This is a genomic window from Microbacterium sp. CSI-V (assembly GCF_001984105.1).
Classification (GTDB): domain Bacteria; phylum Actinomycetota; class Actinomycetes; order Actinomycetales; family Microbacteriaceae; genus Microbacterium.
Genome location: NZ_MTQM01000005.1, coordinates 134,702 through 160,776, shown reverse-complemented (window position 1 = coordinate 160,776; position 26,075 = coordinate 134,702). Strand labels below are relative to the sequence as shown.

Genomic DNA, 26,075 nt, shown 5'->3' with positions numbered 1-26,075 from the left:
GCATCCGCGTGTCCTGGACACCGAATGGTGAAAGGAACCTCCTCGCATGACCAGCTCCACCGCCGCCGACCTCGTCGCGCGCAGCAATCGCCTCGGCTCCGACCCGAAGGTCACCAACTACGCCGGCGGCAACACCTCCGCCAAGGGCACCGACATCGATCCCGTCACCGGAGAGCCGGTCGAGCTGCTGTGGGTCAAGGGCTCCGGCGGCGACCTCGGCACGCTCACCGAGAAGGGCCTCGCGGTGCTGCGCCTCGACCGCATGCGCGCCCTCGTCGACGTCTACCCCGGCATCGACCGCGAGGACGAGATGGTCGCCGCGTTCGATTACTGCCTGCACGGCAAGGGGGGTGCTGCCCCGTCGATCGACACCGCCATGCACGGACTCGTGGATGCCGCACACGTCGACCACCTGCACCCCGACGCCGGCATCGCGATCGCGACGGCGGCCGACGGCGAGGAGCTGACGACGAAGATCTTCGGCGACAAGGTCGTGTGGGTGCCGTGGCGTCGCCCCGGCTTCCAGCTCGGTCTCGACATCGCCGCGATCAAGGCCGCGAACCCGCAGGCGATCGGCACGATCCTCGGCGGACACGGCATCACCGCGTGGGGTGACACGTCCGAGGAGGCCGAGCGCAACAGCCTCTGGATCATCGACACCGCCCAGGCGTACGTCGACGCGAACGGTGCGGCCGAGCCTTTCGGTGGCGTCCGTGCGGGCTTCGCGGCGCTGCCCGAGGCCGAGCGCCGGGCGAAGGCCGCGGCCCTCGCGGCGACGATCCGCGGACTCGCGTCCACCGACAAGCCGATGGTCGGCCACTTCACCGATTCCGACGTGGTGCTGGACTTCCTGGCATCCGAGAAGGCCCCCGCCCTCGCCGCGCTCGGCACGAGCTGCCCCGATCACTTCCTGCGCACCAAGGTCAAGCCGCTGATCCTCGACCTGCCCGCCGACGCCTCGGTCGAGGATGCGATCGCCCGACTGCAGGAACTCCACCAGGAGTACCGCGCCGACTACCAGGCGTACTACGACGCGCACGCGGATGCCGACTCCCCGGCCATCCGCGGCGCCGACCCGCTCATCGTGCTCGTGCCGGGCGTCGGCATGTTCTCGTACGGCGCCAACAAGCAGACCGCGCGCGTCGCGGGGGAGTTCTACGTCAACGCGATCAACGTCATGCGCGGGGCCGAGGCGCTGTCGACGTACGCGCCGATCTCGGATGCCGAGAAGTTCCGCATCGAGTACTGGGCGCTCGAAGAGGCCAAGCTCCAGCGGATGCCGAAGCCGAAAACGCACCAGGGGCGCATCGCGTTCGTGACGGGCGCGGCATCCGGGATCGGCAAGGCCATCGCCACCCGTCTCGCGGCGGAGGGCGCGTGCGTCGTCGTCGCCGATCTCGACCTCGAGAAGGCGCAAGCCGCGGCCGCCGAGCTCGGCGGCACCGACGTCGCGATCGGTGTCGCGGCGAACGTGGCGGATGCCGCGGGTGTCCAGGCCGCGATCGACGCGACGCTGCTGGCGTTCGGCGGCATCGACCTCGTCGTCAACAACGCGGGGCTCTCGCTGTCGAAGCCGCTGCTGGAGACCACCGAGAAGGACTGGGACCTGCAGCACGATGTGATGGCGAAGGGGTCGTTCCTCGTCTCGAAGGCGGCCGCGAAGGCGCTCATCGAGCAGAAGATGGGCGGCGACGTCATCTACATCTCGTCGAAGAACAGCGTCTTCGCGGGTCCGAACAACATCGCGTACTCCGCGACCAAGGCCGACCAGGCGCACCAGGTGCGCCTCCTCGCGGTCGAGCTCGGCGAGCACGGCGTGCGGGTGAACGGCATCAACCCCGACGGTGTCGTACGCGGCTCGGGCATCTTCGCCGCCGGCTGGGGCGCGAATCGCGCCGCGACGTACGGCGTGAAGGAAGAGGACCTCGGCCAGTTCTACGCCAACCGCACGATCCTCAAGCGCGAGGTCGTGCCCGAGAACGTCGCCGACGCGGTGTACGTGCTCACCGGGCCCGAGCTGTCCCGCACGACAGGTCTCCACATCCCCGTGGACTCGGGCGTCGCCGCGGCGTTCCTGCGATGAGCGGTTCCGTGTCGGTCGCGGGGGTGCCGGGCACCGTCCGCGCCGTCGCGGCCGTCGACCTCGGCGCGACGAGCGGGCGGGTGATGATCGGCCGGGTCGGCGACGACACGCTCACGCTCGAGGAGGTCGCGCGCTTCCCGAACGGACCGGTCGAGCGCGCCGACGGCTGGCACTGGGACGTCGAGGCGCTGTGGGGGCACGTGCGCGCGGGGCTCGTCGAGGCACTGAAGCGGGAGCCGGCGATCGAGAGCGTGGGCATCGACTCGTGGGCGGTCGACTACGGCCTGCTGCGCGGCGGGGAGATGCTCGCCGAGCCGTTCCACTACCGTGATGCGCGCACCGCGCGGGGAGTGGATGCCGTTCACGCGGCGATTCCGTTCGAGGAGCTGTACCGGCGCAACGGCCTGCAGTTCCTGCCGTTCAACACCCTCTACCAGTACGCCGCCGACCCGCGCGTCGGCGAAGCGGAGGTGAGCGTCCTCATCCCCGATCTCATCGCGGAGCGCCTCACGGGCCGCGCGGTCGCCGAACGCACCAACGCCTCGACGACGGGGCTCCTCGACGTGCGCACAGGGGAGTGGGACTCGGCCCTCGCCGAGGCGCTCGGCATCCCGGCATCCGTTCTGCCTCCGCTGGTCAACCCGGGTCAGGTGATCGGGGAGACCCCCGCCGAGCTCGGGGCGATCCCGGTCGTCGCGGTCGGATCGCACGACACGGCGTCGGCGATCGTCGCGGTGCCGCTGTCGACGCCGAACGCCGCCTACATCTCGTGCGGCACGTGGGGGCTCGTGGGGCTCGAACTCCCGGAGCCGATCGTGACGGATGCCGCCCGCGAGGCGAACTTCACCAACGAGGGCGGCGTCGACGGGCGCGTACGCTTCCTCCACAACGTCACCGGACTGTGGCTGCTGAGCGAGACCGTGCGCGCGTGGGAGGAGGAGGACGGTGCCCCGATCGACCTCCCGCTGCTCCTCGCCTCGGCCGGCGCGGTGTCGCCGCCCGCGCGCCTGTTCGACGCGAACGCCCCCGAGCTCGCGGCCCCGGGCGACATGCCCGGACGCATCGCGGCGCTGATCGGCGCCGATCGCCCGGGCCGTGCCGGGCGGCCGATGTTCGCGCGCATCATCGTCGAGAGCATCGCGGCCGCGTTCGCTCGGGCCGTGCGCACCGCGGGCGGGTTGGCGGGCCGCGAGGTCGACGTCATCCACCTCGTGGGCGGTGGCGCGCGCAACGCGCTGCTGTGCCAGGCGACCGCCGACCGTGCGGGCGTGCCCGTGCTGGCCGGGCCCGTGGAGGCCACGGCGCTCGGCAACGTCCTCGTGCAGGCCCGCGCGCTCGGGTGCTTCGGCGCCGACGCGACCCTCGAAGATCTGCGCGTGCGCGTCGCGCACGCGTTCCCCCCTGTCCGATACACGCCCCGCGGCTCCGTCGTCGCGGAACCGGCGTAGTCTGTGGTCAGACCACACGAAAGCGAGACTCCATGGTTCAGCGCCAGCTGCCCAAGGTCGGCGAGCTCCTCGAGCTCATGCAGTTCAAGAAGCCCGAGCTCGACGCCCGCAAGCGCCGTCTCGACGCGGCGCTGACGATCGCCGATCTCCGCACGATCGCGAAGCGTCGCACGCCCAAGGCCGCGTTCGACTACACCGACGGTGCCGCTGAGGGCGAGCTCTCGCTCGACCGCGCCCGCCGCGCCTTCGAGGACGTCGAGTTCCACCCCGACATCCTGCGGCCGGCGGCGAACGTCGACACGTCCTGCGAAATCCTCGGCGGCCCGTCGGCCCTGCCGTTCGGCATCGCCCCGACCGGGTTCACGCGCCTGATGCAGACCGAGGGCGAGACCGCCGGGGCCTCCGCGGCGGCGGCCGCCGGCATCCCGTTCACCCTCTCGACCCTCGGGACGACCTCGATCGAGGGCGTGAAGGCGGCGAACCCCGTCGGACGCAACTGGTTCCAGCTCTACGTCATGAAGCAGCGCGAGATCTCGTACGGTCTCGTCGAGCGGGCGGCTGCGGCCGGGTTCGACACCCTGCAGTTCACGGTCGACACCCCCATCGCCGGGGCCCGCCTCCGCGACAAGCGCAACGGCTTCTCGATCCCGCCGCAGCTCACGCTCGGCACGATCGTCAACGCCATTCCGCGTCCGTGGTGGTGGTACGACTTCCTCACCACGCCCAAGCTCGAGTTCGCCTCCCTCAGCACGACCGGCGGCACCGTCGGCGAGCTGCTGAACGCCGCGATGGACCCGACGATCAGCTACGACGACCTCGACATCATCCGCGGCATGTGGCCGGGCAAGCTCGTCGTGAAGGGCGTGCAGAACGTCACCGACGCGGCCCGCCTGGTCGACCTCGGTGTCGACGGCATCGTCCTCTCGAACCACGGCGGACGCCAGCTCGACCGCGCGCCGATCCCCTTCCGGCTCCTGCCGCACGTCGTGCGCGAGGTCGGCAAGGACGCGACGGTCATGGTCGACACCGGCATCATGAACGGCGCCGACATCGTGGCATCCATCGCCCTCGGCGCGAAGTTCACGCTCATCGGCCGCGCCTACCTCTATGGCCTCATGGCCGGGGGTCGTCAGGGCGTCGACCGGACGATCGCGATCCTCCGCAGCGAGATCGAGCGCACGATGGCGCTGCTCGGCGTCTCGAGCCTCGCCGAGCTCGAGCCCCGGCACGTCACGCAGCTGACGCGCCTGGTGCCGGTCGCCGACGGGGTGGATGCCCGCGTCTGACGCGGGGCGCGCAGCGTCAGTGCTCCGCGCAACCTCAGTCCGAACCGCGTGGATGCCGCTGATCCGGCGCGGATCGCTGAGGTTCTGTCGCGCCCGCTCAGCGGCGCGCCTGCTCCTCTTCCTCCTGGCGGCTGCCGCGCCCGCTCGCGGCGGCGCCGAGCGTGAGCGTCGACACGAGTCCGAGCGTCAGGAATCCGGCTGCGGTGAAGGCGGCGGCCTTCGTTCCGTCGCTGAACGCCGTCCGCGCGTCCGCCGCGAGGTCCTGCGTCTGCGGCGACTGCTCGAGCCCGACGATCGCCGCGCCCGCGCTGTCGACCACCTGCGACACGACCTGATCCCGCTGATCGGCGGGCAGCCCCCGGTCGTCGAGGGCGGAGGTCAGCACGCTCGAGGTGGTCGAGAACAGGACGGTCCCGAGGATGGCGACGCCGAGCGCCGCGCCGAGTTGGCGGGAGGTGGACTGCGTGCCGGACGCGGCGCCGCTCTCTGCGGGCGGGACCTCCGCCAGCACGACGCCCGTGAGCTGCGCGGTGGCCAGGCCCACCCCGACGCCGTAGACGAACAGGAAGGGGATGAGGGGTCCCCACGTGGCATCCGGTCCGATCGTGAAGGCGACGCCGGCGACTCCGATGATCTCCGCGAGGAGACCCGCGCGAACGATCCACACCGGTGCGACGCGACCGCTCAGGGCGCCGGCGATCCCGCTCGCCACGAACGACCCGATGGCCAGCGAGAGCAGGAGGAGGCCGGTCTGCAGTGCGTCGAAGCCGACGACGAACTGCAGCCAGAGGGGAAGGGCGAGGATGATGCCGAACTCCCCGAGGGAGACGACCGCGGCGGCGATGTTGCCGTTTCGGAAAGACGCGATGCGGAACAGGCCGAGGGCGAGGAGTGTCGAGCGCCCGCGCCGCCGGCGGTGGACTCCCCACGCGATGAAGGCCGCCAGGGCGACCAGCGCGACCGCGAAGGCGATCGGCACGGGGGAGAGCGACCACGGCCACTGCCAGTCGCCGACCTGGAGCGTCTGGTCGACCGTCCACCAGCCGTAGGTTCGGCCCTCGATCAGGCCGAAGACCAGGGGCGCCATCGTGAGCACCGACAGGAGGGCTCCGACGCCGTCGATGGTCTCGCGCCGGTCGCTGCGCGATTCCGCCACCGTGAAGAGCACGCCGATGACGATGAGGATGCCGAGGGGGATGTTGATCCCGAACGCCCAGCGCCACGAGAACGAGGTGGTCAGCCAGCCGCCGAGCAGCGGCCCGACGGCCGCCATGCCTCCGATCGTGGATCCCCACACGGCGAACGCGATGCCGCGCTCACGCCCGCGGAATGTCGCGTTGATGAGCGACAGGGTCGTGGGGAGGATCATCGATCCGCCGACGCCCTGGACGAGCCGCGACAGGATGAGCAGCCCGCCGGTGGGCGCGACGGCCGCGGCGATCGAGGCGACGACGAAGATCGCCACGCCGAGCAGCATGAGCCGTCGTCGGCCGAATCGATCGGCCAGGCTGCCGAACACCAGCAGCAGGGAGGCGAAGACGAGGGTGTACGCCTCCTGCACCCATTGGACCTCGGTCGAGGAGATCCCGAGGTCCTCGACGATCGAGGGGACGGCGACGTTGACGATCGTCGAGTCGACGATGATCAGCGAGACGGCGATGCTGATGAAAACGAGTCCCGCCCAACGGCGGCCGGCCATGCGTTCGTCCATATCGCTAGCTTATCTAGCGAAAACCCGCGCCGGAAGAGGCATTCGTGGTGCGATCCGGCCGAACCATCCGTCGGCGTGATTTAGCATCGGAAAATGGGGAGCAGGTCGTGATCGCATCGTCGTCCCTGATGAACGTCAAAGCCGTGGCGGAGCGGGTGGTCCGGGGGGTCCTCCCCACCGCTCCGGCGCCCGACGTCGCCGACCTGCGTTTCCTCGCCGATATCGAGGCCGGCCCCGCCCCCCGCGTCTGGGTGGATGCCAGCGCGCAAACGCTCGAGGGGCTGCTGATCGCCCGCGCACGGCTCGATCGCATCGACGACGGCCTCCGCCTCATCGACCGGCATTTCGCGGACGGTCGGATGCGGGCGCCGGGCCGGGTCGACCCGACGACACGGTCGCGCCTCTTCTCGGCCGTCGCCGAGGTCTACGCCGCGGCGGGGTGGCCGCGCCGGGCCGGGGAGTACGCCGCCTCCGCCCTCGCCTACTCCGACGACGCCGAGAGCACGTTCCGTGCCCACGCGGTGCGCAGTCTCGCCGCCGCCATCAACGGCGAGTACATCCTGGCGAGCGAGAGCCTGCGCGTGTGCGAGGAGCTGGCATCCGGGTCCGGGTGGGAGACCGTGCACCCCGACTACGATCAGCTGCTCGCGCGCATCCTCGTCGCCTCGGCGGCCCTCGATGCCGAGGCCATGGACCGGACGGCGGAGGACCTGCGCGACGGCGCACCCCACGATCCGTACTGGCAGTACTCGGCCCGGACCGCCCGGGCTATGAGCGCTCTCATCCGACGCGAATACGCCGAGGGGATGGTGCTGGTGGCCGCCCTGGCCGGCGGGACCGAGTCGCACTCCGGGCACAGCATGGTGCGGGGGTTCGCGCAGGGGGTGTACGCCGACCTGCTGCTGGCCCGCGGTGAGCCGCGCCGCGCCCTGGCGGTTCTGGAGGGGCGTATCTCACCGCCCGGGCACGCGCTGTGCTTCGACATGCAGCGCGCCGCCGCCCTCATCGCGCTCGGCCGTGAGCGGGAGGTGCTCGAGTCGACGGATCCGTGCATTCGCATGGGCACGCAGCACTGCGTCCGTACGCTCACGCCGCTGCTGCTGCGCCGCGCCGTGGCGCACGCGCGCCTGGGCAACGACACCGCGGCCGACGCCGCATTCTCCGAGGGTTTCCACCTCTCCGAGTCGTTGGGCGGTTCGCTCACGCCGTACCTCACTCTTCCCCAGGCGGATCTGCTCGTGCTGCTGGACCGCATGGCGACGCAGCACCCGGGCTCCGAGGACAGGGTCGCCCGCGTGGCGGGGATGCTCGCCCTCGTGCCGACGCACGACCACCGGCCACCGCTTCCCAACCTGAGCCCCCGGGAGGAGCGGCTGGCGCTGGCGCTGCGCGGTCCGCGCAGCCTGCCGCAGATCGCCGAGGAGCTCGAGGTGTCGCTGAACACCGTGAAGTCGCAGCTCCGGTCGATCTACGCGAAGCTGCAGGTCTCGGGGCGCGAGGCCGCGGTCGCCGTTCTCGAGGCGCACGGCTTCTACGTCTGAGCGCGGCGCGGTGCTCAGGCCGAGGGGCGGGCGTGCGGTGCCGCCCCCACCGGGCGTCCCGGACCCGCCGGTCGTCCCGGAGCGGAGGAGCGCGGTGAGCGCTCTGCCGGCAGCGGGATCGGCGTCGTGCCGGCGATCTCGTCGCTGAAGTCCTCCGGTTCGGGCGCGACGGTCGTGATCGGGCGCGTCTCGTCGAGCGTCAACCGGAACCGCTTCGTCTCGTGCTTGTGCACACGGCCCGACGCGAGCGTCCACGCGACGCCGATGCCGCACGCGAGGAACGCGACGATCGCGGCCAGGGCGATCGCGTAACGCGGGCCGAACGCCTCGGCGACCCACCCCACGATCGGTGCGCCCACGGGCGTCCCGCCGAGCAGGATCGCCATGTACAGCGCGAGCACGCGTCCACGGAGCGCCGGATCGGTGGTGGTCTGCACGTACCCGTTCGCCGTGGTGAGCATGGTCACGACGCAGAACCCGGTGAGGACGAGCGTCGCCGCGTACGTCTCGTAGCTCGGAGCGAGGACGGACAGCGTGGATGCCACCGCGAAACCGCCTGCGCCCACGATCACGACGCGCAAGCGGGCGCGCTCACGGCGGGCCGCGAGGAGGGCGCCCGCGAGCGAGCCGATCGCGACGAACGAACTGAGGACGCCGAAGCCGTCGGCTCCGCGTCCGAACTCGAGGGCCATGGTGGAGGCGAAGATCGGGAAGTTCATGCCGAAGGCGCCGAGGAGGAACACCATCGCGAACGTGACCACGAGGTCGGGCCGCTTCGCGACGTAGCGGAATCCATCCGCGAGTCGCGCGGGGCCCCCGCCGCGGTGGTGGGTGACCAGCTCGTGCGGGCGCATGAGGAGCAGAGCGGTGATCATCCCGAGGAAGGTCACGGCGTTGGCGAGGAAGACCCAGCCCGTTCCGACCGCGACGATCATGAGACCCGCGACGGCGGGGCCGATCAACCGTGCGGTGTTGAACGACGCGGCGTTGAGGGCCACGGCGTTGGAGGCGTTCTCCCGGGCGACCAGGTCGGAGACGAAGGCCTGCCGCGCGGGGTTGTCGAAGGCGGTGATGAGGCCGAGTGCCAGGGCGAACCCGAACATCAGCGGCAGCGTCATGACGCCAGTGAGCAGGAGGGTGCCGAGCGCGATGGCCAGGAGCAGCATGGCGCTCTGCGTGCACATGATGAGCTTGCGGCGGTCGAAGCGGTCGGCGACCCATCCGGTGACGCCGACGAGCAGCAGGGGCGGCGCGAACTGCAGCGCCATGGTCACGCCCATCGCGGCCGCGTCGCCCGGGGTGAGCTCGGTGAGGACGACCCAGTTCTGGGCGGTGGACTGCATCCACGCGCCGATGTTCGACACGAGGGCGCCGATGAACCAGACGCGGTAGTTGTAGACCGAGAACGAGCGGAACATCGCACTCATGTGTCTGCCACCTTTCGCATGATCTCGGCCGCGGCCGCCAGTGTCCGCCGTTCGTCCTCGTCGAGGGCGGCGAGGGCCTCCTCGAGCCAGGCGTCGCGGCGCCGCACGGTCTCGGCGACGACGAGGCGACCGGCATCCGTCAGTGCGATCGTCACCTTGCGGCGGTCGTCGTCGTCGGGGGTGCGGGTGAGGTAGCCCGCCTCCTCGAGGAGCGACACCGTGCGGTTCATCGAGGGAGCGGTCACGCGCTCACGATCCGCGAGCTGGCCGAGCGTGTGCTCGCCGTGGATGGAGAGCGCCGCGAGCACCGCGAACTGCCCGTCGCTCATGGTGTCGACCGCGCGCTGGGCGCGCAGACGGCGGGCGAGGCGGAACGTGGCCATCCGCAGCTCGGAGGTCGGGCTGTGGAGCTCGTCACGCGGGCCGGATCGGGGGGATTCGTCGACGCGTTCGTTCATGATGCTCGATAGTTAGCATAGCTCATTAGTCTTGCTAACGGTTCGTTCGATCGTTTTCCGGCCGGGATCGCGCCCCTAGACTCTGCGCATGCCCGAGTTCGTCGACGCCTACGGCATCCCCATCGTGTACGACGTCCACGAGGCGGAGTCCCCGCGGGCCGTCGTCCAGCTGCTGCACGGGGTGGGTGAACACGCCGGGCGCTACGGCGCGCTGATCGACGCCCTCGTCGCCGACGGCTACACCGTCTACGCCGACGACCACCGCGGTCACGGTCGCACCGGCCTCCGGCAGTGGAACGGCGACCACGGCAAGCTCGGCCGCCTCGGACCCGGCGGGCTCGGCGCCGCCCGCGACGCGGTGTGGACCCTCACCCAGATCATCCGCGAGACCCACCCCGATCTGCCGCTGATCCTCCTCGGGCACTCGTGGGGTTCGTTCCTCGCGCAGATGCTCGTGGACCGGCATCCGGATGCCTATGACGCCCTCGTCCTGAGCGGATCCGCGCTCCGCTGGCCCGGTGCCCTGAACTCCGGCGACCTGAACGCCCCGTGGAAGCACCTGAAGGGCACGGGGATGGAATGGCTGTCCAGCGTCGAGCAGGTGGGCCGGGACTTCCTCGCCGACCCCCTGACGACCTCGACGCCGCTGTTGCGCCTGTTCGGCCCGATCGAGACCGCGAAGCTGATCGGAAAGCCCCGGCGCGACCTCGGGCGAGACATCCCGACCCTTCTGCTGGTCGGACGCGACGACACCGTCGGCGGCCCCCGCAGCGTGCACCTCCTGGCCGACGCGTACCGGAACCGGTCGGGCTTCACCGACGTCACGACCCTCGTCTACCCCGGCGCGCGGCACGAGATCTTCGCCGAAGCCCAGCAGGCCGAGGTGCGCGCGGACCTGGCCGCGTGGCTCGACGCGCGGTTCCCGTCGCGCGACTGAACCGGGCGTGCATCGGTGGTCCCGGTGCCGCGATGAGCGCGCGGCATCCATGTTCCGAGAACAGGGGATGCCGCGGGAACAGGCCGATTCGCGCCGGATCCGCCTGTTGCCGGCGCAGGCCCTGTTCCCGCGCCGCCGCGGACGGTGCGGGCCCGCCGTAGGCTGGAGGCATGCACGGCGAGTACAAGGTCCCCGGGGGAAAGCTGGTCGTGGTCGACCTCGAGGAGCGCGACGGTCGCATCGCCGGCTTCCACCTCGCAGGCGACTTCTTCCTCGAGCCCGACGACGCACTGGATGACATCGACGCGGCCGTCAACGGCCTGCCCGTCGAGTCGGACGTCCCCACGATCGCCGCGGCGATCCGGGCCGCGCTCCCGGAGGGCGCCCAGCTCCTCGGCTTCACGCCCGAGTCGGTGGCCACGGCGATCCGCCGCGCGCTCGTCACCGCGCCCGGCTGGGGCGACTTCGAGTGGGAGGTCGTGCACGACGCGCCCGTGTCGCCGCGCATGAACCTGGCGCTCGACGAGGTGCTCACCGCCCGCGTGGGCGCGGGCCTGCGCAAGCCCACGCTGCGCCTGTGGGAGTGGAACGAGAACGCCGTCGTCATCGGCTCGTTCCAGTCGCTGCGCAACGAGGTCGACCCCGAGGGCGCCGCGAAGCACGGCTTCGACGTCGTGCGCCGGATCTCCGGCGGCGGAGCGATGCTCATGGCGGCCAACTCGATCGTGACGTACTCGTTGTACGTCCCCGCGTCGCTGGTGGCGGGGATGACCTTCGCCGACTCCTACGCGTTCCTCGACGACTGGGTGCTGCAGGCGCTGCGCTCGCTCGGCATCGACGCGGTCTACCAGCCGCTCAACGACATCGCCGGTCCCCACGGCAAGATCGGCGGCGCCGCGCAGAAGCGCCTGGCCAACGGTGGCGTCCTCCACCACGCGACCCTCAGCTACGACATGGACGGCCAGGTGCTGACCGAGGTGCTGCGCATCGGCCGCGAGAAGCTCAGCGACAAGGGCACCGTCTCGGCGGCGAAGCGCGTCGACCCGCTCCGCAGTCAGACGGGCCTGGCCCGGGATGCCGTGATCCAGCGGTTCATCGACACCTTCACCACTCTGTACGGGGCGACCACCGGGCATGTCACCGACGAGGAGTACGCCGAGGCCGAAGCTCTCGTGGCGTCGAAGTTCGACACCGACGCGTGGCTGCAGCGCGTTCCGTGAGCGAAACGACCCTGGACGGCGTGCTCGATCACGGCACCGTCGACATCCACCACGCCGACAATCTCGCGGTGACCCCGGCCCTGGCGGACGGCTCCTTCACCCTCGTGTACCTCGACCCGCCGTTCAACACCGGGCGTACGCGTTCCAAGGCGGTCGAGTCGGCGCTCCGGGCTCCCGCGGCGGACGGGACCCCGGATGCCGAGGAACCCCTGGTCCTGGCATCCGAGCCGCCCCACGATCCGGCGATGCTCGTCTTCCCCGGCGAGGAGCCGGCGCCGGTGCCGGTGGTCCACCGCGGGTTCCACGGTCGCGAGTACGCGCGGCTGCGCGGCGACCTGCGCACGTACGACGACCGCTTCGACGACTACTGGGCGTTCCTGGAGCCGCGTCTCGAGGAGGCGTGGCGGCTGCTCGCCGAGGACGGCACCCTGTACCTGCACCTGGACTACCGCGAGGTGCACTACGCCAAGGTCATGTGCGACGCGCTGTTCGGCCGCGATCGGTTCCTCAACGAGCTCATCTGGGCGTACGACTACGGCGCGAAGACCCGGCGCCGCTGGCCGACGAAGCACGAGACGATCCTCGTCTACGTGAAGAACCCGGCCGCCTATTTCTTCGACTCGGATGCCGTGGACCGCGAGCCGTACATGGCGCCCGGCCTCGTGACCCCCGAGAAGGCGGCGCGCGGCAAGCTCCCGACCGATGTCTGGTGGCACACGATCGTGCCGACCACGGGCCGCGAGAAGACGGGCTACCCGACGCAGAAGCCGGAGGGTGTGCTGCGGCGGATGGTCCAGGCATCCAGTCGTCCGGGTGACCGGGTGCTGGACATGTTCGCCGGCAGCGGCACGTTGGGTGCCGTCGCCGCTCCGCTGGGACGACACAGCGTGCTCATCGACGACAACGCCGACGCCGTCGCGGTGATGCACCAGCGGCTGGCCGCGTTCCGGGGCTGAGCGAGGCGGGCTCGGCGCCGACCGCGCGGAGGGGCCAGTGAAGTTAGGGTTGCCTAATGAGCCACGGATTCGCCCCGGAGGTCCGCCGTGCGGTCCTCGCGCACATGAACGACGACCACCGCGACGACAACGTCCTCATCGCCCGGGCGTTCGGCCCCGATCCGGCGGTGGACATGGCCGTCATGACCGGCTTCGACGGCGACGGCGGGGAGTGGACCGTGGGTGCCGACGCGGTGGCGCTGCGGGTCGGGTGGCTCGGCGGGACGATCACCGAACGTGCGGAGGTGCGCCGGGAGATCGTGGCCCTGTACGACGAGGCATGTCGGCGCCTCGGTGTCGTCCCGCGACCGCACTGACCGCTCGAATAAAGGTGAGCTTACCTAACCTTTTGCGTATGATGGCCGCATGAGCGACGTCCTCTCCTTCTCCACCGCCCTGCGCGAGCGCTCGCGCACCGCGCACTCCTCGAGCGAGGGTGCGGATTTCATGACGGACCTCATGAACGGCTCGGGCACGCGAGAGGACTACGTCGCCCTCGTCGCCCAGCACTGGTTCATCTACGAGGCGCTCGAAGCGGCCACCGAGCGCATGCGTGTCGACCCGGTGGCATCCGTGTTCCTCAGCGACAAGCTCACGCGCCTCCCCGCGCTCGAGGCCGACCTGGAGTTCCTCATCGGCGCCGACTGGCGCGAGCGCATCTTGCCGCTGCCGACGACCCAGGCGTACGTCGCGCGGATCCGCCGAGTCGCCGTCACGTGGCCGGGCGGATTCGTGGCGCACCACTACACGCGGTACCTCGGCGACCTCTCCGGCGGGCAGTTCATCGGCCGGCTCATGCAGCGCCGCTTCGGCTTCGGCACGAACGGCGTCGGGTTCTACCTGTTCGGCGACATCGCCGACCCCGAGGCCTTCAAGAACGTCTACCGCGAGCAGCTGGATGCCGCGCCCTGGGACGCGGCCGAGAAGGAACGCGTCATCGACGAAGTGCTCGTGGCCTACCGGTTCAACACCGAGCTCTTCGTCGACCTGTCGCGCGCGAAGGCGGCTCAGTCGGCCTGAGCCGGCGCGTCGCCCACGGACACCGCGGCGCTCCCCGCCGCGTTCCGCCGTCGCCGCACGATGAGCACGGTCGTGAGCGCGGCGGCGAGGATCGCGGCCAGCAGCGCGTAGAGGCTCCACGGCGGGGCGGCGGCCGAGAACGCGGCCGTCACCGGAGCGAGCGAAGCGGCGCCGAGGCCGACCGCCTCGGGCGTCAGCTCGACCGAGCCGCCGACCCACCCGAGGGAGAACACCGGGATCTCGCGGGCGATCTCCACGGTCGATCCGGGGAGCACTTCGGTCAGCTGGGCCGGAGCGCTGCGGGCCCCGAACAGGCCCGCCGTCGCGATCGTCTCCGAGCCCGTCAGCCGCGTGTTGCCGGTGTTCTCGAGGGTGTACTCGACCACGAGGCGGCCCGATTCGAACGGGTTCCAGGAGGCCTTGTACCGCGCGGACGCCGCTGACACCACCGCCGCGGGGGCCAGCTCACCGGTGACGCGGAGGTTGATGCGGGTCCCGAGACGCCGGTCGACGGACAGGGTCGACGCGGGGTCGGTGCTCGTGAGCGAGGTGACGATGCCCGCGGCGTGATCGCCGGGGCGCGCGTCGGCGGGCACCGCGATGGTGAAAGGCACCACCGCGGACTCGCCCGGGGACAGGGAGAGCGAACTCGCGTCGACCGACACCCACGTCCCCGCGTCGCGCGACGGCTGCCCGTCGACGAGGACGTCGATCTCGCCCGTGGATGCCGTGAAGGCGTCGGCCGCGTACACGGCGAGGGGGAGGGGCTCGGTGCCGGTGTTGACCACGGTCATGGCGTCGGAGATCACGGTTCCGGGGTCGACGGCGTCGTACGTGAAGTTCGCGCGGCCCGTGCCGTGGTCGTTGTCGGCGGTCTGGACGGTCCAGGCGACGCCGCCGGCGGCAGCGGTCGCGGGCGTCGGCCCGGCGAACGCGAGGCCGAGCAGCAGGGTGCCGATGAGGGCGGCGGGAAGGGGGAGGCGTCGGAGCACGGGCGGGCTTTCTCGGGAACGGACGACGGGGACGCCGGCGCGTGCCGGAGTCCCCGTCGTGAGGGTCACTGCAGGGCGGTGATGGTGAGCTTCGCGGTGTAGTCGCCCGCGGGGGTCGTGCCGGGGATCACGAGCGTCAGGTCGGCTCCGATGGTGGCGCTGGCTGCCGCGGTCGACGACGCGAGCACGCGCGACGCTCCGAGGCCCGTGCCGCCGAGGCGGGTCGACGCGATCTCTGCGCCGGCGGCGACGCTCTGTCCGGCCGTCACGACCTTGGGCTTCCACCCGAGCAGGTCACCGGCGAACGAGTCGCCCGCGGGGGAGGCGAAGTCGCCGACCTGCCCCGAGATGCTCCACGAGTACGGGGCGGTGCCTCCGGCGCGCGTGTCGGTCACGACGATGTTCGTCAGCGTCCCGGATGCCGTGAAGTTCTCGCCGTCCTGCACCGCCGTGCCGAGGCTGGCCGGGGAGGAGCCGTCGAACGCCCAGCCGAACGAGCCGGTCGGGGCGTCGACCCACGCCGGCACCTCGACGATCACGTCGGAGGAGGACGCGAACGAGATCGGCGTGAACGTCTCGAACGGGGCGTACACGGTGCCGCTGCCGGCATACGTGTAGATGCCGAAGCGTCCCGCGGCGAGGTTCTGCGCCTCGGTGGTGGTGAGGGCGAGGTCGACCGAGAACGTGCCGTCGGCCGTCAGCTCGATCGCTCCGCTGCCGGCGCCGCCGATCGTGGCCATGCTCGCGGCGGGGACCGCCCACTTCTGCGCGATCACGGAACGCGCCGACGACGCGGCCCCGGCCGAGGGCTGCCGCGTGTCGGCGAACTTGCCGAACACGACGTACGTGCCGCTGAACTGTCCGGCCAGGGGCGGGCGCACCCCGTTAGTGGCGGTGCCCGACGGGAGGAACCCGCTTCCCGTGACGGTGACGGTCTCGCCCTGAGCGATTCCTGTGGTCTTCGACACGGTGACGGTGGGCGTGGATGCCGCGGGCGCTGCCGCATAGGCGACCGAGAGCGCGCTCGCGGGCTTGCGCGAGTCGGCGGACCCGCCCGAGGAGTACCAGTACGAGCCCTGGCCGGTCGCGATCTGGAAGTCGACGAACGACTGCGGGAACGCGCCGGCGGTGGTGCCCGTGGTCACCTGCGCGACCGATCCGGCCGGCAGGGTGACGGTGCGACCGAGGTAGTCGGGGGTCACGGTGAAGCCGGTCGGTGTGACATCCACGCCCGTGAGGGTCGCGATGACCACGTTCGCCACCGGGGTCAGCGCCTCGAACTTGTCGGGGTCGTCCATCGAGGTGCCGTAGCCGCCGAGCGTGGCGGTGACGGTGCCGGTGCCGTCGCTCGCGACGGTCAGCTTCGGGTCGGTGATCCACGAACGGGTCATGCCCGAGTAGAACGCCGAGGTGAACGACCCGGTCCACTGGATCTCGGCGGTGCGGGCATCCACGTCGACCGTCCCGGTGCCGCCGGTGATCTCGGCGATGTGCCCCGAGTTCAGGCCGTTGCCGGTGGTGAGGGTGGTGCCGTTCGCGTCGGTGCGCAGGCCCGCGAAGGTGGCGGCGGCGTAGCTGCCGTCGGCCTGCAGCTTCAGGATCCGCGTGTTGCCGTCGCTCTGCTTCCAGTTCGTCGCCGTGACGCGGTCGGCCGACGAGTCGGCGGTGACGATTCCGGCCGACAGCAGGTTGACCGTCCCGGGGGCGAACGCGGCCGCGTTCGCCTCGGCGTTCAGTCCCCAGCGGAAGACGGCGTCGTCGATGGTCGTCCCGACGGCGTGCGCGGGGGCGGCGACGAGCGCGCCGCCGAGGGCCAGCGCCGCCGCCGCGAGGCTGGCGGCGGTGACGCGGGCGAACCGGTATCTGTGCGTGGAGGAGTCCACGTTCGTTCCCTTCTCCGCCCTCCGACGAGTCCCGCGGGCAGGCCGCGGCGCACCCCGGTGAGGTGCTGGAAGGCAGGTTAGGGTTACCTAACCATGAAGTCGGATCTCAGGCAATGTTAAGGGTAGGCTTACCTTACTTGGAGGTTCGTTTCATGATCCGTCGAACGACGCGCGGCCCCGCCGCGCTCGCGCTCGCGCTGACCGTGGCGCTCGGCCTGAGCGCCTGCACCGCCGCCCCCGGACACGGGGAGACCGCCGCGGCCACGCCGCCGTTGGCCGAGGTGACACCCCTCGCCGACCCGTTGGCGTGGGAGGGTCCGTCGACGGCGATCGCGGCCGCGGCGCCCGTGACGCCCGTCACCGACGGGGCCCAGACGCTGCCCGTGACGCTCACCGACTCGCAGGGCACCGCCGTGACGATCACCGACACCACGCGCATCCTCACGCTCGACATCTACGGATCGCTCTCGCGCATCGTCTTCGAGCTCGGCCTGGGCGACCAGGTCGTGGCGCGCGACGTCTCCACCGATTTCCCCGAGGCCGCCCACCTGCCCGTGGTCACCGAGAACGGCCACGACCTCAACGCCGAGGCGATCCTCGACGCCGCCCCCACGGTGATCCTGACCGACACGAGCCTCGGACCGTGGGACACCATCCTGCAGATGCGGGATGCCGGCATCCCCGTCGTGGTCGTCGATTCGCACCGCTCGCTCGAGAACATCGGGTCGCTCATCGAACAGGTCGGCGCGGCCCTCGGTGTCCCCTCGCGCGCCGCCGCGCTCGCCGCGCGCACCACCGCGGCGGTGGACGCCAAGATCGCGCAGATCGCCGACGTCGCACCGACCGACCCCGCGCGCAAGGTGCGCATGATGTTCCTCTACGTCCGCGGCCAGTCGGGGGTGTACTACCTGTTCGGCGAGGAGTCCGGCGCCGACAGCCTGATCGAGGCGCTCGGGGGCGTCGACGTGGCCGGAGAGATCGGCTGGACGGGAATGCGGCCGATCACCGACGAGGCCCTCGTCGACGCGAACCCCGACCTGCTCATCATGATGACGAAGGGCCTCGAGTCCGTCGGCGGGGTGGACGGGCTCGTCGAGCACCTCCCCGCGGTCGCCCAGACGGATGCCGGACGCCACCGCCGCATCGTCGACATGTCCGACACCACGGTGCTGAGCTTCGGCCCTGCCGCGGCCGACGTGCTCGACGCGCTCGCCGTCGCCGTGTACGGGCCCGAGGCCGCCGGATGACGGCCGTCGCGGCCGCGCCGGTCGCGGCGCCGCGGTCCCGGGTCTCGATCCGCGTCCCGGCCGTGTTCTCGTCGCTCGCCGTCGCGCTCGTGGTGCTCGCGGTCGTGTCGGCCGGCAGTGGGCAGCTGTCGATCCCGCCCGATCAGGTGCTGGGGGCGTTCGCGCGGGCGTGGAACGACGCGGTGCGCGCCCTGGGCGTGGGCTTCCTGTCCGTCGCGCCGGGCGCTGCCATGGAGCACGTCAACGGCGAGGCGACGCTATGGCTCATCCGTCTGCCCCGGATCCTGATGGCGGTCCTCGTCGGGGCGACGCTCGCCACGGCCGGGGTCGTCATGCAGGGGGTGTTCCGCAATCCGCTCGCCGAGCCGGGTGTCATCGGCGTCTCCTCGGGTGCGGCGGTGGGGGCATCGGCATCCATCGTCTTCGGGCTCGGCTTCCTCGGGCCCCTCACCCTCCCCGCGCTCGCCTTCGCGGGCGGGCTCGCCGCCACCGTGATCGTCTACGTCTCCGCGCGGTCGGACGGACGCACAGAGGTCGTGACCCTCGTGCTCACGGGCATCGCGGTCAACGCGGTCGGCGGGGCGGCGATCGCGCTGTTCACGTACCTCGGGTCGACGCAGCAGCGGGAGCAGATCGTCTTCTGGCAGCTCGGGTCGCTCAACGGCACGCGCTGGGACGACCTCGCCGTCGTGGCGCCGTTGGCCGTCGTCGGCATCGCCGTGTGCCTCTTCTTCGCCGGCAGCCTCGACCTCCTCGCGCTCGGGGAGCGGCAGGCGGAGCACCTGGGAGTGCGGGTGGAGCGGCTCCGCGTCGTCGCGATCGTCGTGATCGCCCTGCTCACGTGCGCGGCCGTGGCCTTCTGTGGGATCATCGGTTTCGTCGGACTCGTCGTGCCCCACCTCATGCGCATGGTGCTCGGGCCGGGACACCGGCTGCTGCTCCCCGCCAGTGCGCTCGGGGGTGCGGTGCTGCTGCTCGCCGCCGACCTGGCCGCGCGCACCGCGGTGTCGGGCTCGGAACTGCCGATCGGCATGCTCACCGCCCTCATCGGCGGACCGTTCTTCTTCTGGCTCCTGCGCCGCACGCGTCGTCGGTCGGGAGGATGGGGATGACGGTGGTGCTCCGCGCCCGCGGGATCTCCGTCGACGTCGCGGGTCGGCGCGTGCTCGACGCGGTCGACCTCGATCTCGCCGCGGGCGAGCTGGTCGTGCTCGTCGGACCCAACGGGGCGGGCAAGTCGACGCTGCTGTCGGTGCTCGCGGGCGACCGTGTTCCCGCGGCCGGCGTCGTCGAGCTCGACGGCGCGGTCCTGGATTCCCGACCCGTCGCCGAGCGCGCCCGACGTCGGTCGGTTCTCACGCAGAGCAACGAGGTGTCGTTCCCCTTCGTCGTCCGCGATGTCGTGCGGATGGGCCGCGCGCCGTGGCGGCGGCATCCGGAGGCGTCCCGCGATGACGTCGCGGTGGCCGAGGCGCTCGCGGCCGGCGAGGTGCACGCGTTCGCCGATCGCCCGGTCACGGGGTTGTCGGGCGGCGAACGGGCCCGTACCGCGTTCGCGCGCGCGTACGCGCAGGAGTGCGCGATCGCACTGCTCGACGAACCCACCGCGAGCCTCGACATCCGACATCAGCACCGTGTGCTCGCCAGGACACGAGAGCGGGTGGATGCCGGGGGAGCCGCCGTCGTGGTCCTGCACGACCTCGGGCTCGCCGCCGCGTACGCGGACCGCATCGCCCTCCTCGAGGGCGGCCGTCTGGTGGCCGTCGGTCCTCCGCGCCGCGTCCTCAACCCCGAGGTGCTCACGCGGGTCTATCGGCATCCGATCGCCGTCGTCGACGGACCCCGCGGAACGCTGCTCGTCGTCGCCGACCCCGCCCCGTCGACATCCCCCACCCCCGGAGCCCTCGCATGAAACGTCTGTCCCTCCGCCTGTCCGCCGCCGCGGTCGTCCTCGCCCTGACCGCCGCCGGTGCGGTGGTCGCCGCGGCCCCGGCGTGGGCCGCCGGAACCGTGACGGTCACCGGTCCCCAGGGCACGGCATCCGCGGATGCCGAGTACGCCACCGACGTGACCGTGTCGGGGTCGGGCTTCCAGGCGATCCCGAACGGCTTCGGCGGCGTCTACGTGCTCTTCGGCTGGGTCGACGACCCCGAGGGCGGCTCGTGGCGACCGAGCGCCGGGGGCGTCGTCGGCGAGGACTACCGGTACGTGCCCGACGCGGAGTCGGCCGAGAACAACGGGTATCAGCGCTTTTTGGCGTTCCCGGGCGGTCAGACCGAGAGCGCCGCGAACGGCGTCCTCGGCGCGGACGGGTCGTGGTCGGTGAGCATGGTGATCCCGGGAGCCGTGTTCGAGAGCCACGACCGCGACGGACGGGTCTCGGAGGTCGACTGCCGCACGGTGACCTGCGGGATCATCACCATCGGGGCGCACGGCGTGAAGAACGCGAACAACGAGACGTTCACCCCCGTGTCGTTCGCGGGGGCCGCCGCGCCGGCCGCATCGACGCCGGCCTCTGCTTCGACCGAAGGATCCGCCGGGGCCGTCCGGGTGGGAGTCGAGTCGGCATCGGTCGCCGCCGGCACCTCGATCGTCTTCACCGGGCAGGGGTTCACCCCCGGCGAGCAGGTCGTGGCCTCGCTCGACGACGGCCTGACGGCCGTCGGCCCGCTCACCGCGGGCGCGCAGGGCGAGGTGGCGGCGGCGCTGCCCGTCCCGCGCGAGATCCGCGACGGCACGCACCTGCTCACGTTGCGCGGCGCGGGTTCCGGGGCGGTGGCCGAGGCCGAGGTCACGGTGAGCGGCGGCAGCGTCGCGGCATCCGTCTCCGATGGGTCGAGCGCGCCCACCTGGGTGCTCGTGCTGCTGCTGGTCTGCGTCGCGCTGGCGGCCGCGCTGGTGGTGACGAGCCTCGTTACCGCGGTCGTGCGCGCCCGGTCGCGCCGACAGGCGCGGAAGGCGGAGACCGCTGCGGCCGTGACTCCTGTGCCCGAGCGATCCGCGACTCCCGTGGTCGAGCGGGCGACGGCGGGGGTGTCCTCGTGAGGCCCGGGGTGCTGCTGCGGGCGGGTCTCGCGCTGGCCGTCGTGCTCGGACTCGCCGCCGCACCCGCGGCGGCCGCCGGTCCGGACGACATCGTGGTGACCGTCCCGGGCGCAGGCGACGCCGGATTCGACGGCGAGATCACTGACGCTCAGCTGCGGTGGGGACTCAACGCAGAGGCGGGCGGGGGAGCGTTCGCCGGGGGATGCAACTTCCTCAGCGCCGGCGCCGCCGGCGATGCCGGGGGCTCCCGGGTGTGGACGGAGGGCGACGGGCTGTACCGCGCGCAGGACGCGAACGTGCGGATCGAGAAGCCGACCGCGGACGGCGGCTGGACCACGGCATCCTGGGCGACGAAGTGCCAGGACCCGACGGGTGCCCCGGTGTCGGTGTCGTCGACCGCGAGCGCCTCGGGCAACCAGGTCGTGATCGACGGAGGGACGGGCACCCGCCGCGACGGGGTCGTCGAGATCTCGTGGTCGGGATCGTTCACGGTCGTCTTCTACGGCGGGATGACGTACTGGAGCGTGTCCGACCCGCGACTGACCCTCGACGCCTCCGGTGACGGGCGGCTCGTGGGCACCGCGAGCGGATACGGCACCTCGATGGACGATACGACGACGTGGAACCCGATCGCGCCGCAGACCGTCGTGCTGGCCGACATCGACGGCGCGGACGTCGCCGGCGTCGGTGGCTTCATGGTCACGCCGCGGTATCTCGGCGTGACGACCACGGGCGGGGGCCAGGCGGCCCGCACCGCCACCACCCAGGCGTTCTGGGGGTCGTTCCCGCAGTCCTTCGTCGACTTCCACCGTCAGACGGGGCAGCAGGGGTACTGGCTCACGACCGGCGGAGTCCGGGATGCCGCCAAGCCGGCGTCGCCGCTCACGGTGAGCTACTCGGCCGCAGCGCCGGTCACGGTGCCGGTCGCCACCGGGGGCGGTTCAGCCGCCGCCGCCGCGCCGGTGAATGCGCTGCGCCGAGCGCCTGCCGAGATCGACCCGGCGGAGTCGGCGCGCGCGTTCTTCGCCGCGAACGCCCCGATCACGACCCAGCCGCAGGCCGCGGGTCTGGTCCCCGAGGTGAGCCGCGCGCTCTCGCCGGTGGTGCTGCCCCTGCTCGGCTCCGCCGCGGCGCTCGGCATCGCGATCGTCGCCGTCCTGAGCATGATGCAGGCCCTGCCCTGGCAGAGCAGCTCGCCCTCGACCGGCCCGTCGCGGGTCGCTCGGGCCTAAGGTGAAGCCCATGGAATTCGGCATCTTCGTCCCGCAGGGTTGGCGCTTCGATCTGGTGGGCATCGACCCCGCCGAGCAGTGGCGGGCGATGAGCTCGCTCGCCCAGAGCGCTGACGAGGGGCCGTGGTCGTCCATCTGGGTCTACGACCACTTCCACACCACCCCGGTGCCGAGCACCGAGGCGACGCACGAGGCGTGGACGCTCATGGCCGCCTTCGCCGCCGTCACCGACCGGGTGCGCCTCGGGCAGATGTGCACGTGCATGGGCTACCGCAACCCGGCCTACCTCGCGAAGGTCGCGGCGACGGTCGACCTCATCTCGGGCGGTCGCGCCGAGATGGGCATCGGCGGCGGCTGGTACGAGCACGAGTGGCGCGCGTACGGCTACGGGTTCCCGCCGATCGCCGAGCGTCTCGGGCGCCTCCGCGAGGGCGTCGAGATCATGCACCAGGCGTGGACCACCGGTTCGGCAACGCTCGCCGGGAAGTACTACGAGGTCGACGGCGCGATCGTGCAGCCGCAGCCACTGCAGCCCGGCGGCATCCCGCTGTGGATCGCCGGCGGCGGCGAGAAGGTCACGCTCAAGATCGCCGCGACCTACGCCTCGTACACGAACTTCGGCGGTTCGCTCGAGGAGTTCGACCACAAGTCCGACGTGCTGCGCGGGCACTGCGAGGCACAGGGCCGCAATTTCGGCGAGATCACGCGGTCCACGAACTTCAACACGATCGTCGCGGCCACCGAGGCCGAGGCCGACGAGCGTCTCGCCGCTGTCGTGGCGCGTCTCCGGCCCCACGTGGGCGACGAGCGGGCGGATGCCATCGAGGCCGACTACCGCGCCTCCGACGCGTTCGGCACCCCCGAGCAGATCGTCGAGCGCCTGCGCGCCCGCGCCGAGCACGGCCTCGGCTACGCCATCCACTACTTCCCCGAGGCCGCGTACGACACCTCGGGCCTCACGCTGTTCGAGCGCGAGGTGGTTCCCGCGCTCGCGTGAGCTCCGCCCCTCACGCGCGGCCGCTCAGACCAGCGGGGCGACCTCGGCGTACGTGTCGGGCTCGACGGGCGGGGTGGATGCCGGGGCGCCGAACACGCGCCCGCGGCGGGTCGTGGCATCCCAGGTCGGCCATCCCGGGTCGCCGTCCCGGATGAAACCGACCGCGGCGGCATGCATCTCGCCGGCGAGGTCGGTGGGTGGCGCGTCGCCGGCGATCGCGGTGACGCCGTCGGCGTCGAGGTGGTCGAACCAGAACGACACGTCGAGGCAGTGGCACGCGAACCCGATCGGCGGGGACGGCCACGCGAAGCGGTACACCCACGTCGCGTCGCCACCGCGGGCGCGGGCGGTGCGCAGCACGACGGAGCGGATGATCCGGTCCGAGACGTAGCCGCCGAGCCGGGCGGCAGCACCCCGCCGTCGGGACCGCGCGAGGTAGGCCCGCCGCCGGGAGCGACCGAGCCCCAGGACGGCGAGGGCGAGCGCGACCGGGACCAGCCGCAGCGGCTTCCGCCGGCGGGCCGTGACCATCGTGAACTCGTCGTCGGTCGCGCCCACCACCAGGGGGATGTCGGCCGACGCCCCGTCGGCGAGGGCGTCGAGCGGCGGTCGCAGGAGCAGCTCCCCGTCCACCACCGGCCCGAGCGGCAGGCCGTCGTCGAGCAGCGCGGTGAGTCCGGCGAGCCGGGCGCGACGTTCGGGCTTCTGCGCCTGCCGCTGCAGCTCGAGCACACGCTCCTCGGGCAGGGTGGTGAAGCCGTCGCGGTCGGGGCGCACGCCCGCGAGGGCCGCGAGACGGTCGGCGAACCGGCGCGCGTCGGGCGCGGCGACGGCCCCCAGCGCGGGCGACAGGGCCATGGCGCGCTGGAACAGACCGGATGCCGCGGGGCTCGCCAGCAGCGCGAGCACGGATCCGCCGCCCGCCGACTGGCCCGCGATCGTCACGCGGCCGGGATCGCCCCCGAAGGCGCGGATCTCGTCGCGCACCCACTCGAGCGCGGCGATCTGGTCGCGGAGCCCGCGGTTCGACGGGACGCCGTCGATCGCGCCGAAGCCGTCGAACCCCAGCCGGTACGAGATCACCACCGTCACCACGCCGTCGCGCGCGAACGCGTCGCCGTCGTACCAGCGGCTCGCGGGCGACCCCGACACGAATCCGCCGCCGTGGATCCAGACGAGCACCGGGAGGGCGGCATCCGGGGTCGCGTCCCGCGGCGCGAAGACGTTGACGTTCAGCGTGGCGTCGCCGGGCACGCTCGGTTCGGGGATGAGCGTGATCCCGGTGTCACCGCGCTGTGCGGTCGCACCGTAGGTCGTCGAGGCGCGCTCGCCCTCCCACGGCTCCGGGGGTTCCGGGGTGGCGAACCGCAACCGTCCGACGGGTGCCTGCGCGAACGGGATGCCGAGGAACACCGCCGTCCCTCCGCGGGTGAACCCGCGCACGCGGCCGCGGGTGGTGGCGACGACGGGTTCCGTGGCATCCATCGCCCCATCCTGTCGTCCCACCCGGGCGAGTCGCCAGGATTTGTCGCCTGGCGGGCGCTCACGGCGACAAATCCTGGCGACTCACGCGGGGGTGTCCCACCACCGCAGGACGCGCAGCGCGAAGAACGTCAGCCACCGCGACGGCTCGCCCGCCGGGACGTCCACCGGGAACCACTCGCGGCCCTCGGGCGGGTAGGCCTGATGCCACGTGCCGTCGGGGTCGCGGGTCGCGCGCACCCGCTCGATCGCCTCGGCGAGCCGCGGATCGGGAGCGGTTCCGTCGTGCAGGGCGGCCGCGCGGAAGTGGTCGAGGGCGCGGAGCGCGCTGTAGCGGAACCGGAACGGGTACCCCAGGTGGTCCGCCCACCGGTGCTTCTCGCCGGTGGAGAGGCGGAACAGCAACCGCCGCTCGAGCAGGTACTCCTCGGCCCCGCGCCGGGCGTCGTGCAGGGCGGGGGTGCCGCCCGTGCGCCACTCGTCGTCGAGGATCCCGATCACCGAGTTCAGGGTCGAGTGGAACGACGACCGCGTCGAACCCTCCACCCACTCGCAGTTCCAGCCGCCGTCGGGCAGGCGGTGCTCGACGAACCAGCCCCGGATGCCACTCACGTCGGCCCCGAGCCACGCACCGCTCGCGAGGGTGAAGGAGTTGATGCAGGCATCCACTTCGCCGTCCCAGAACGGAAGATCCTCGTACTCCCAGCGGGCGTGGCGCTCGAGGAGCCCCGCGGTGTCGGGGCGGAGGGCCGTGGCATCCACGCCCCATTCGCGCAGCGCCATGAGCGACCACGACGTGGCCGTCCAGGGCTGCGGGTCGTTGCCGTCGAAGTCGGCGGGGAAGTGCGCGCCGCCGGCCCACTGCCCGTCCGGGTCCTGCCGGGCGAGTAGCTGCGCGCCGAAGCCCTCGCGCGCGACCCGGGCGCGGGTCGCCTGCCACTCGGCGGCGGGTGCGTCGAGCAGATCGCGCTCGACCTTCCACCGCAGCGCGGGGTCGCTGTCGTGCAGCCAGTCGAGGACGCCGTCGTCGGATGCCATTCCCGCACGCTACGCGCCCACGGTCGCCCCGTA

Annotated in this window: 22 protein-coding genes; 15 read left to right on the top strand and 7 right to left on the bottom strand. The window is 72.1% G+C overall.

Features of this window, described 5'->3' with window-relative positions:
* Positions 1-46: 46 nt before the first annotated feature.
* The 3 genes from CSIV_RS01875 to CSIV_RS01865 are packed head-to-tail and all read left to right on the top strand — an operon-like array spanning position 47 to position 4,817.
* The gene (locus CSIV_RS01875; RefSeq protein ID WP_077049723.1) at positions 47-2,083 is read left to right on the top strand and encodes a bifunctional rhamnulose-1-phosphate aldolase/short-chain dehydrogenase; all 2,037 of its coding nucleotides are present in this window, start codon (positions 47-49) and stop codon (positions 2,081-2,083) included.
* The gene (locus CSIV_RS01870) at positions 2,080-3,531 is read left to right on the top strand and encodes a rhamnulokinase (protein ID WP_077049722.1); all 1,452 of its coding nucleotides are present in this window, start codon (positions 2,080-2,082) and stop codon (positions 3,529-3,531) included. Before CSIV_RS01875 ends, CSIV_RS01870 begins: the two co-directional genes overlap by 4 nt.
* A 32-nt stretch (positions 3,532-3,563) precedes the next feature.
* Positions 3,564-4,817, top strand: coding sequence for an alpha-hydroxy acid oxidase (locus CSIV_RS01865; protein WP_077049395.1), 1,254 nt, complete (start codon positions 3,564-3,566; stop codon positions 4,815-4,817).
* Between the two features lie 97 nt (positions 4,818-4,914).
* Here CSIV_RS01865 and CSIV_RS01860 read toward each other — a convergent pair whose 3' ends face one another.
* Entirely contained in the window at positions 4,915-6,528 is a 1,614-nt protein-coding gene (locus CSIV_RS01860) for an MFS transporter (RefSeq protein ID WP_237488765.1), read from the bottom strand.
* Positions 6,529-6,635: 107 nt separating this feature from the next.
* Here CSIV_RS01860 and CSIV_RS01855 point away from each other — a divergent pair, with 107 nt between their 5' ends.
* Positions 6,636-8,069: a helix-turn-helix transcriptional regulator gene (locus tag CSIV_RS01855; protein WP_077049720.1), complete on the top strand. Its 1,434-nt coding sequence runs from the start codon at positions 6,636-6,638 to the stop codon at positions 8,067-8,069.
* A 14-nt stretch (positions 8,070-8,083) separates the two neighbouring features.
* Here CSIV_RS01855 and CSIV_RS01850 read toward each other — a convergent pair whose 3' ends face one another.
* Positions 8,084-9,496, bottom strand: coding sequence for an MFS transporter (locus CSIV_RS01850; protein WP_077049719.1), 1,413 nt, complete (start codon positions 9,494-9,496; stop codon positions 8,084-8,086).
* Positions 9,493-9,954, bottom strand: coding sequence for a MarR family transcriptional regulator (locus CSIV_RS01845; RefSeq protein ID WP_083734940.1), 462 nt, complete (start codon positions 9,952-9,954; stop codon positions 9,493-9,495). Before CSIV_RS01845 ends, CSIV_RS01850 begins: the two co-directional genes overlap by 4 nt.
* A gap of 88 nt (positions 9,955-10,042) precedes the next feature.
* On the opposite strand from CSIV_RS01845, the gene CSIV_RS01840 reads away from it, so the two are divergent.
* The 5 genes from CSIV_RS01840 (at position 10,043) to CSIV_RS01820 (ending at position 14,126) form a co-directional block, all read left to right on the top strand.
* A complete protein-coding gene (locus CSIV_RS01840; protein ID WP_077049718.1) occupies positions 10,043-10,891 on the top strand; it encodes an alpha/beta fold hydrolase in 849 nt (282 codons plus the stop codon).
* A 170-nt stretch (positions 10,892-11,061) separates the two neighbouring features.
* A complete protein-coding gene (locus CSIV_RS01835; protein ID WP_077049717.1) occupies positions 11,062-12,111 on the top strand; it encodes a lipoate--protein ligase family protein in 1,050 nt (349 codons plus the stop codon).
* On the top strand, positions 12,108-13,067 hold the full coding sequence (locus CSIV_RS01830; protein ID WP_139340576.1) for a DNA-methyltransferase: 960 nt from the start codon (positions 12,108-12,110) through the stop codon (positions 13,065-13,067). The genes CSIV_RS01835 and CSIV_RS01830 overlap by 4 nt, the downstream gene beginning before the upstream one ends.
* 56 nt (positions 13,068-13,123) lie before the next feature.
* On the top strand, positions 13,124-13,423 hold the full coding sequence (locus tag CSIV_RS01825; protein WP_077049716.1) for a DUF2470 domain-containing protein: 300 nt from the start codon (positions 13,124-13,126) through the stop codon (positions 13,421-13,423).
* Positions 13,424-13,472: 49 nt separating this feature from the next.
* A complete protein-coding gene (locus tag CSIV_RS01820; RefSeq protein ID WP_077049715.1) occupies positions 13,473-14,126 on the top strand; it encodes a biliverdin-producing heme oxygenase in 654 nt (217 codons plus the stop codon).
* On the opposite strand, the gene CSIV_RS01815 is transcribed toward CSIV_RS01820, so the two are convergent.
* Positions 14,114-15,118: a hypothetical protein gene (locus CSIV_RS01815; protein ID WP_083734939.1), complete on the bottom strand. Its 1,005-nt coding sequence runs from the start codon at positions 15,116-15,118 to the stop codon at positions 14,114-14,116. The two genes, CSIV_RS01820 and CSIV_RS01815, sit on opposite strands and share 13 nt — an antisense overlap.
* Before the next feature lie 65 nt (positions 15,119-15,183).
* Complete coding sequence (locus CSIV_RS01810) at positions 15,184-17,001, bottom strand: hypothetical protein (protein WP_077049714.1); 1,818 nt, start codon at positions 16,999-17,001, stop codon at positions 15,184-15,186.
* Positions 17,002-17,153: 152 nt separating this feature from the next.
* Between CSIV_RS01810 and CSIV_RS01805 the strand changes: the two genes are divergently transcribed.
* From CSIV_RS01805 to CSIV_RS01780, 6 genes are read left to right on the top strand one after another with little or no spacing between them, the layout of a single operon-like run.
* Positions 17,154-18,248: a heme/hemin ABC transporter substrate-binding protein gene (locus CSIV_RS01805; RefSeq protein WP_077049713.1), complete on the top strand. Its 1,095-nt coding sequence runs from the start codon at positions 17,154-17,156 to the stop codon at positions 18,246-18,248.
* The gene (locus CSIV_RS01800; RefSeq protein ID WP_083734938.1) at positions 18,245-19,360 is read left to right on the top strand and encodes a FecCD family ABC transporter permease; all 1,116 of its coding nucleotides are present in this window, start codon (positions 18,245-18,247) and stop codon (positions 19,358-19,360) included. The genes CSIV_RS01805 and CSIV_RS01800 overlap by 4 nt, the downstream gene beginning before the upstream one ends.
* Positions 19,357-20,160: a heme ABC transporter ATP-binding protein gene (locus CSIV_RS01795; RefSeq protein ID WP_139340575.1), complete on the top strand. Its 804-nt coding sequence runs from the start codon at positions 19,357-19,359 to the stop codon at positions 20,158-20,160. Before CSIV_RS01800 ends, CSIV_RS01795 begins: the two co-directional genes overlap by 4 nt.
* Positions 20,157-21,293 carry a hypothetical protein gene (locus CSIV_RS01790; RefSeq protein ID WP_077049711.1) on the top strand — a complete coding sequence of 379 codons (1,137 nt, stop codon included), beginning with the start codon at positions 20,157-20,159 and terminating at the stop codon, positions 21,291-21,293. The genes CSIV_RS01795 and CSIV_RS01790 overlap by 4 nt, the downstream gene beginning before the upstream one ends.
* Positions 21,290-22,525: a hypothetical protein gene (locus CSIV_RS01785; protein WP_139340574.1), complete on the top strand. Its 1,236-nt coding sequence runs from the start codon at positions 21,290-21,292 to the stop codon at positions 22,523-22,525. Before CSIV_RS01790 ends, CSIV_RS01785 begins: the two co-directional genes overlap by 4 nt.
* Before the next feature lie 10 nt (positions 22,526-22,535).
* Positions 22,536-23,522 (top strand): LLM class F420-dependent oxidoreductase, encoded by a 987-nt coding sequence (locus tag CSIV_RS01780; protein ID WP_077049709.1) that lies wholly within the window; start codon positions 22,536-22,538, stop codon positions 23,520-23,522.
* 24 nt (positions 23,523-23,546) lie between these two features.
* Here the strand turns inward: CSIV_RS01780 and CSIV_RS01775 are convergent, their stop codons facing one another.
* Both CSIV_RS01775 and CSIV_RS01770 read right to left on the bottom strand, forming a co-directional pair.
* A complete protein-coding gene (locus tag CSIV_RS01775) occupies positions 23,547-25,007 on the bottom strand; it encodes a carboxylesterase/lipase family protein (protein ID WP_077049708.1) in 1,461 nt (486 codons plus the stop codon).
* Positions 25,008-25,088: 81 nt separating this feature from the next.
* Entirely contained in the window at positions 25,089-26,042 is a 954-nt protein-coding gene (locus tag CSIV_RS01770; RefSeq protein ID WP_077049707.1) for a squalene cyclase, read from the bottom strand.
* Between the last annotated feature and the right edge of the window lie 33 nt (positions 26,043-26,075).

What these genes read in the sequence shown, in the direction of transcription:
- CSIV_RS01875 (WP_077049723.1), top strand. Translation starts at nt 47, where the DNA reads ATGACCAGCTCCACCGCCGCCGACCTCGTCGCGCGCAGCAATCGCCTC.
- CSIV_RS01870 (WP_077049722.1), top strand. Translation starts at nt 2,080, where the DNA reads ATGAGCGGTTCCGTGTCGGTCGCGGGGGTGCCGGGCACCGTCCGCGCC.
- CSIV_RS01865 (WP_077049395.1), top strand. Translation starts at nt 3,564, where the DNA reads ATGGTTCAGCGCCAGCTGCCCAAGGTCGGCGAGCTCCTCGAGCTCATG.
- CSIV_RS01860 (WP_237488765.1), bottom strand. Translation starts at nt 6,528, where the DNA reads ATGGACGAACGCATGGCCGGCCGCCGTTGGGCGGGACTCGTTTTCATC.
- CSIV_RS01850 (WP_077049719.1), bottom strand. Translation starts at nt 9,496, where the DNA reads ATGAGTGCGATGTTCCGCTCGTTCTCGGTCTACAACTACCGCGTCTGG.
- CSIV_RS01845 (WP_083734940.1), bottom strand. Translation starts at nt 9,954, where the DNA reads ATGAACGAACGCGTCGACGAATCCCCCCGATCCGGCCCGCGTGACGAG.
- CSIV_RS01840 (WP_077049718.1), top strand. Translation starts at nt 10,043, where the DNA reads ATGCCCGAGTTCGTCGACGCCTACGGCATCCCCATCGTGTACGACGTC.
- CSIV_RS01835 (WP_077049717.1), top strand. Translation starts at nt 11,062, where the DNA reads ATGCACGGCGAGTACAAGGTCCCCGGGGGAAAGCTGGTCGTGGTCGAC.
- CSIV_RS01825 (WP_077049716.1), top strand. Translation starts at nt 13,124, where the DNA reads ATGAGCCACGGATTCGCCCCGGAGGTCCGCCGTGCGGTCCTCGCGCAC.
- CSIV_RS01820 (WP_077049715.1), top strand. Translation starts at nt 13,473, where the DNA reads ATGAGCGACGTCCTCTCCTTCTCCACCGCCCTGCGCGAGCGCTCGCGC.
- CSIV_RS01805 (WP_077049713.1), top strand. Translation starts at nt 17,154, where the DNA reads ATGATCCGTCGAACGACGCGCGGCCCCGCCGCGCTCGCGCTCGCGCTG.
- CSIV_RS01800 (WP_083734938.1), top strand. Translation starts at nt 18,245, where the DNA reads ATGACGGCCGTCGCGGCCGCGCCGGTCGCGGCGCCGCGGTCCCGGGTC.
- CSIV_RS01795 (WP_139340575.1), top strand. Translation starts at nt 19,357, where the DNA reads ATGACGGTGGTGCTCCGCGCCCGCGGGATCTCCGTCGACGTCGCGGGT.
- CSIV_RS01790 (WP_077049711.1), top strand. Translation starts at nt 20,157, where the DNA reads ATGAAACGTCTGTCCCTCCGCCTGTCCGCCGCCGCGGTCGTCCTCGCC.
- CSIV_RS01780 (WP_077049709.1), top strand. Translation starts at nt 22,536, where the DNA reads ATGGAATTCGGCATCTTCGTCCCGCAGGGTTGGCGCTTCGATCTGGTG.
- CSIV_RS01775 (WP_077049708.1), bottom strand. Translation starts at nt 25,007, where the DNA reads ATGGATGCCACGGAACCCGTCGTCGCCACCACCCGCGGCCGCGTGCGC.
- CSIV_RS01770 (WP_077049707.1), bottom strand. Translation starts at nt 26,042, where the DNA reads ATGGCATCCGACGACGGCGTCCTCGACTGGCTGCACGACAGCGACCCC.